This window comes from Raoultibacter timonensis, assembly GCF_900240215.1.
GTDB lineage: Bacteria > Actinomycetota > Coriobacteriia > Coriobacteriales > Eggerthellaceae > Raoultibacter > Raoultibacter timonensis.
In genome coordinates, this window is record NZ_LT964679.1 from 709191 (window position 1) to 715980 (window position 6790).

The 6790-nt window shown below is 63.3% G+C and carries 4 protein-coding genes; all 4 read left to right on the forward strand.

Annotation, left to right across the window (positions count from 1 at the left end; genetic code table 11):
* The first annotated feature begins 83 nt into the window (after positions 1-83).
* The 4 genes from C1722_RS03095 to C1722_RS03110 all read left to right on the forward strand — a co-directional run bounded on the left by C1722_RS03095 (position 84) and on the right by C1722_RS03110 (position 6755).
* Entirely contained in the window at positions 84-2681 is a 2598-nt protein-coding gene (locus tag C1722_RS03095) for a molybdopterin-containing oxidoreductase family protein (RefSeq protein ID WP_244902421.1), read from the forward strand.
* A complete protein-coding gene (locus C1722_RS03100) occupies positions 2681-3424 on the forward strand; it encodes a 4Fe-4S dicluster domain-containing protein (RefSeq protein ID WP_102377945.1) in 744 nt (247 codons plus the stop codon). Before C1722_RS03095 ends, C1722_RS03100 begins: the two co-directional genes overlap by 1 nt.
* Positions 3425-3695: 271 nt before the next feature.
* Positions 3696-5015, forward strand: coding sequence for a GntP family permease (locus C1722_RS03105; RefSeq protein ID WP_102377946.1), 1320 nt, complete (start codon positions 3696-3698; stop codon positions 5013-5015).
* A 240-nt stretch (positions 5016-5255) separates the two neighbouring features.
* On the forward strand, positions 5256-6755 hold the full coding sequence (locus C1722_RS03110) for a purine-cytosine permease family protein (protein ID WP_102377947.1): 1500 nt from the start codon (positions 5256-5258) through the stop codon (positions 6753-6755).
* Positions 6756-6790 lie beyond the last annotated feature (35 nt).

The following is a 6790-nucleotide window of genomic DNA, read 5'->3' on the forward strand; positions in this document are numbered from 1 at the left end:
CCCCGCACTGCATGATCGATGCCTCCGCGATCCGACACCGCAATCGAGTCGCCGTATCAGCGACGCAAGACGAGGAGGAATCGGTGGATAAACAAGATATCATCGATGCGAGACGAGAGGCACGCAAGGGCGAGCGGATTTTCTATACGTCGTGCCCGAACAACGGGTGCTGGGATTCCGCCTGCATCCTGAAATGCCACGAGAAGGACGGCAAGCTCATCGCCGTCGAACCCGACGACACCGTCAATGCCGGCATGTGCCGCGAAGATGTTGAGTGGGAGAGCATCTGGCGCGGCATGGTGCAGATGCGCCCCTGCTCGATGGGGCACGCGTGGAAGGAAGAGCTCTACGGAGAGACGCGCCTTACCCATCCTATGAAGCGCATCGGCGAGAAGGGCCCCGGCAAGGGTTACTTCGTCGAGATCGGCTGGGAAGAGGCGCTCGACACCATTGCCGAGAAAATGATCGAGATCAAAGAGAAGTACGGCGAGTTCGGCATCTTCCACACCCAGTACGGCAGCTTCAGCAAGAACGGCTTCCCGCTTGCCAAGTGGTGGCCGGCGAGCTTCGGGTTCTGGGGCGACCATTCGACCTCGGGCCACACCGCAGGCGAGAACTTCCACCTGGGCTTCGACCTCACCAAATCGATGGTGAGCGGCACGAGCCCGGCGCTTCCCGGCTTCGAGGCGTCCGACGTGTTCAACTCCAAGCTCATCATCATGTGGGGCATGGATCCGGTCGTCGACTGGTTCGGCCCGACGTCCTACTACATGCAGCTTGCGCACGAGTACGGTGTGAAGACCATCGTCGTCGATCCGCGCTACACCGCGAGCTGCGAAGTGCTCGCCGACCAGTGGATTCCCATCCGTCCCGGTACCGATCTCGCGATGCTCTTGGCCATGGCGCAGGTGCTCTTCGAAGAGGACCTCTACGACCACGAGTACGTGGCCGAGTGGGTCGAGCCCGAGGGCTTCAAGGAGTGGCGCGCCTACTGCCTGGGTGAGGGCGAGGACGGCGTGGCGAAGACGCCCGAGTGGGCCGAGGCCATCTGCGCGGTTCCCGCCGAGACGATCCGCGAGTTCGCGCGGCTCTACGGCACCACCAAACCGGTGCATCTGCAGTACTTCTACTCCTGCGCGAAGCGCCATCTCGGCGAGTACAGCGCGGCGGCGGCCATGCTGCTCCAGACGATGACCGGCAACATCGCGTGCCCGGGCGGATGCCAGACCGGCTCGGCCCTGCCTACGCCCGGCCGCATCCCCACGCCCTTCGCCGACTTTAAGCAGGCGCCCTCCGACTACACGATCCCGGTGCTCTGCAACAACAACAAACTCACCGAGACGCTCGCCTGCCAGAAGGACTACTGGGAAGGCCGCATGAGCGAAGACGAGTTCCGCCACCGCATCGGTGCGCCGACCGACGATTCGCCGCTTCCCAACATCCAGATGCTCATCATCGAGAACAATTACGTGAACAACCACCACGACACGAACAAGCGCATGGAAGGCTTCGCCTCGACGGAGTTCAACTGGGGTTTCCAGTGGCACAAGAACCAGCCGTCGATGGAGTTCTGCGACATCGTGCTGCCGGCGCCCGTGTGGCAGTTCGAGGGCATGGACCAGTACATGTACGGCCATCAGCGCTTCGTGAGCGGCCCGTCGGGCATGCGCAACTACTTCGTGTTCAGCGACGCGGGCTGCGAGTATCCCGGCGAGGTACGCTCGAAGGAATGGGTGTGGACCCAGATCGCCAAGCGCCTCGGCGTGGCCGAGCAGTACAACCCGCGCATGGTCGACGTCGCGTGGGAGGATTGGACCGCCGCCCAGCGCGCCATCTACAAAGAGGCGTACGAGGAGTGGGCCGAAGACAAATCCGGCGTTCTCAAGCGCATGGGCATCGATCCCAAGCCGTGGGACGAATTCGTTGAGAACCCCGTCGTGCGCATCCCGATCGATACGCCGTACTACCCGTACAAAACCTGCCTCGAAGCGGGTATGAATCCCTTCCAGACCGAATCGGGCAAAATCGAGTTCGTGTCGAGCTACGTGAAGAACAACGATCTCACCAAGACCAGGTGGCGCGGTCATTTCGATCCGATGCCGGTGTGGGAGCCGAGCTACGTCGAGGGCGATATCGCCACTGCGGCGGCCGACGGCTTCTACAATCCGAAAGCCAAGGAGTACCCGCTGTCGCTCGTCACGCCGGTTTCGGTGTACCGCCAGCATTCTTCGAACGACAACAACCCGCTTCTGCGTGAGGACTGCTACCGACATGGCGTCTGGATCTCGGGCGTCGACGCGAAGGCGCGCGGCATCAAGGACGGAGATCTGGTGCGCGTGTTCAGCGAGACGGGCGAGATGGAGCTCGCCGCCTACGTGACCAACCGCATGATGCCGGGAACGGCCGCCGTGCACCACGGCGCATGGTTCCAGGGCGGCGGCAAGAAAACCGAGCGCAACCCGTACGGCATGGACATGCGCGGCGCGCCCAACATCCTGCTCGACGACGTGCATCTTCCCAACATCCTGGGCACGTTGCTCACGGCGGGACTCGTTGAGGTGGAGAAGGTTGCCGACGGCGATGTCGAGGGCTACGGTCCCGAGGCCGAGCGTTCGGGCATGCGCGGTGCGGCGACGGCGATCGCCTCGCGCAAAGCGCTGGGAGAGAAGGAGGCCCTGTAATGACGCAGTACGGATTCCACTTCGATCAGAACCGCTGCTACGCCTGCCAGGCATGCAGCATCGCGTGCAAGGATTGGAACTCGATCGACCCGGGCGCCGAGAAATGGCTGACCGTGTACGAGTGGGAGAGCGGTACGTTCCCGAACATCCGCATCCATCCGCTTGCGTACTCGTGCGCTCACTGCGAGAAGCCCTCGTGCATTCCCGCCTGCCCCGAGAACGCGATCTACAAGGAGGAGACCTACGGAGCGGTGCTCGTCGACCAGGACAAGTGCACGGGATGCCGCAAATGCTACGACGCCTGCCCCTACGGCGCGCCGAAGTTCGCTTCCGACGATCCGGGAGAGAAGATGAGCAAGTGCACCATGTGCATCGACCGTCTGGAGGAGGGCCTTAAGCCCCTGTGCGCCGCGTCGTGCCCCCTGCGGGCGTTCGACTTCGGTCCGCTCGACGAGCTCATCGAGAAGTACACCGACATCCGCTGGGCGGAGGGGATGCCGTCTCCCGAGATCACCGAGCCGGCCTACCTCATCTGGCCGCAGCGCGAGAAGGAGCCGCTCGTTCCCTTCGATGCCGAGCGGGCCATCGAGCTTAACCGCCAGCGCGGCGATCTGGGAACGATGTTCGAAACGAAGGAGGATCTGACGGAATTCGAGAGCGGAACCATCGGCCGCAGCGAGCTTCGCATGAAGCATGAGAGCATGGCCGAGCTCATGCGCGCTACGCGCAACGACATGGCGTAAGGCCCTGCCGGCCATCGGGCCAGGGGCGTTCGCCGATTCGCGGCCAACGTGATCGGCGAACGCGCGGCCGCAGTTTTGCTTGCGAGCGGCAGCGGCGGTTTCCGCCGCTGCCAACGTGGGGATTCGCTTCCAAAGCGTGCAGGGCGCTCTTCCGCCAGACTGCGAATGCCGGTTTTGGAAACGGACCGGACGCCCCTGCGGGCCATCCCGCACGGGCGCCAACGAATCGGAACGTCCGCCATGGGCGGACGAGAAACGAAAGGGGAGTTTCATGGAGTGGATAGGAGTCGTCGGCATCATCGTCGGCCTCGTGTTCTTCGTCATTGCAGCCATGAAGGGCTGGAACGTTCTCATCACATCCATCGTAACCGCTATCATCATCGCGCTCACCAACGGCATGGACATCGGAGCCGCCATGGTGGGCAACGAATCGTCGTACGTGACCGGTTTGGCTGGATTCGTCCAGAAGAACCTGCTCATTTTCATGGGCGCCGCCATTCTGGGCGAATACATCGACAAGTCGGGTGCCGCTAAAGCCATCGCCCAGGCCATCATGAACAAGGTGGGCACCAAGAGCCCGTATCTGGTGCTGCTGGGTATCGCTGCCGTAGGCGCCATCCTCACTTACGCGGGCATATCGATGTTCGTGGCCATGTTCGCGCTCATCCCGCTGGCGCGGCCGCTGTTCAAGGAATGTAACATCCCGTGGCATCTGTTCGCCGCCGCCTGGTCGCTTGCGGCGTGCTCGTTCACCATGGCGATGATCCCCGGCGTTCCGGCCATCGCATGGATCAACGCTGCGAACGGATGCGGCGTCTCGCTGACCGCGGCTCCCATCATGGGCATCGTCGGCTCGCTGATCGCCATCGTGGTTTCGTGCCTGTACATCAAGTTCGCGCTCAAGCGCGCCCAGGCCAAAGGCGAGGGATACCAGGCAGCCGAGGAAGACGGCGTCGTTGCCGAGGACAAAGAGCTTCCGAACCTGTTCTTGGCCCTGCTTCCGCTCATCCTGCTCATCGTCATCATCATCGTGGGATCGCAGCTGCAGGTTGCCAACGTCGTGTACATCGCCATGATCGTCGCCGTCATCGCATCGATGATCGTGTTCAACAAGCATATTGCGAGCCAGCGCGACGTCATGGGCGCCGGTGCCAAGAACTCGCTCGGGCCGGCGCTGTTCACCTCCGCCGCCGTTGGCGTGGGCACCGTCGCCGCCGCTTCGGTGGGCTTCACGGCGATCTACGAAGCCATCTTCAACATGCCGGGCGGTGCGTACGTCTCGGCCGCTATGATGGCAGCTGTTCTGGGCGGCGTCATGGGATCCGGTTCGGGCGCGGTCGGCATCATCTCGGCCAACTTCCTCGCTCCGTATCTGGCGACCGGCGTCGATCCGGCGGCGCTTGCTAAGATCATCGCTACCTCCGCCACCATCGGCGGCGCGCTGCCGAACTCCGGCGCTATGTTCGGCATGCTGGCCGCCATGGGCTTGAATCACAAGAACTCCTACAAGCACATCGCCGCCATCTCGATCGGAGCCGGGCTCTGCGCCCTCGTGGTCATGATCATCATGGCGAACATCGGCATCGTCTAAGCGTTTTTCGCGGGGCCCCGCATGGCGGTGCGGGGCCCCGCGGCTCAAGGCCGCGCGGGAAGGCGTCGGTTCTGCGCCGCGAGGTCGTTCGGATCGGGTTTTGACGGGGCGGGGTCCTGCGCGCGTCTTGCGTTGCGCGGGGGCCGTACGGTTTTGGACTTTTAACTTGCATGCAGGCAGCGCAACTGCCCGAAACGGCAATCGCGCTTTCTGCATCGCACGGGGGAAGGCTGGGTTACCATGGAATCACCTGAGGGAAAGGGCTCTGCGACCGAGCAGGTGTCCCTGTTCGAAAAGGTGCCCGAGGACAAGAAGATCGGCTGGACGGGTGTCGCGGCGATACTCTCGGGCGTCGTTTCGAGCCTGACCAAGCTCATGGGCGGCGGCATCGTCGCGTACTACGCCGGGTGCTACTTCGGCCTCGGTGCGGCTGCCATCATGTTCGCGCTCAGCGTCTTTCTGACGTTCTTCGTCGGGCGGATATCGCTTCGCGAGGGCCTGCCGAGCAACGTGACCTCGCGCCTGTACGTGTTCGGTACCAAGGGCTCCGCTCTCGATTCGCTCATCTGGATATTCCTCCTCGTGGGGACGCTCGCCATCGGCACCGTACAGCTCGGCAACGCGATCATCTACTACTTCGGGTGGACCGACGAGATCGTGAAGCATGTGCTGTACCTGGCCATTTCGGCCGCGTGGGTGCTGATGTCGCTCTTCGGCATGAAGTTCATCGCGCGGTTCAACATGGTGTTCGTGGTGCTGCTGTTCCTCGCGCTCCTGTTCGTGACGGCGAGCATCGCCCAGGACGGGCACCTCGTCGACGCCCTCACGCACGGGGTGCTCATCCCGCACGTGGGGCAGCTCGAGGGCTTCGCCTATGCGGTGAACTACAGCATCATGACGTCGGGTTTGATGGCGCTCTTCTCGTCGGACTTCACGCGGTTCGTCAAGCGCGAGCGCGACATGGCCGCCATCTCGGTGGTCGGAAGCGTGTTCGCCGTGCTCACCTACGTGTTCGGCGCGTTGTTGGCCTACTACGGCTTCAACGTGTCCTACGAGTACTTCCTCGGACAGGGTTTGGACGAGGTGGCCGCTGCGAATGCGGCGATCACCAACCCCGGCATCACGTTCGTGCTCTCGCTCGGGCTGGTGGGTTTGGTGATCATCTGCCTTTCGCAGCTCAAAGTGGAGACGTCGAACTCCATCAGCAGCAGCAACGCCATATCGAACCTGTTCGACAGCCTGTTCGGCATCAAGCTGAAATGGCCCGCTGCCGTGGTCGCGGTGAACCTGATCGGCCTGGTGTTCATCTTCGGCAACATCCTTGACCGCGTGAACGCGTTCATGGGCATCGGGAGCATCCTCACGATGTCGTGGTGCTTCCTGCTCATTACCGACTACTACATCGTGCGCGGAGGCCTTAAGATCGGCACGCGCGGCATCGTGTCGCTCAAGTACATCGAGGCGGTGAACTGGCGGGGCGTCTCGACGATCGTCATCGTCACGCTCGTCGCGGGAACGCTGTACGCGACGGGGAACCTCGCCGTGCCGTTCCTGCTCGTGGCGCCGATGACGGTGGCCCTCTACACGGCGTTGAGCCTCGTGTTCCGCAAGCGCGTGGTCGCGAAGGACAGGGCCATGCGCGCGAAGGAGTGCGCGGATCCTGAACTCGCCGAAGAGGTGGCGCGCGTGTCGGCGGGCGAGCACCCCGGCGCTTCGCCCGACGCGTACGCGGGGCTATGATCGTCCGCCCCCGCGGGCGAGTCGTGGCGGGGGGG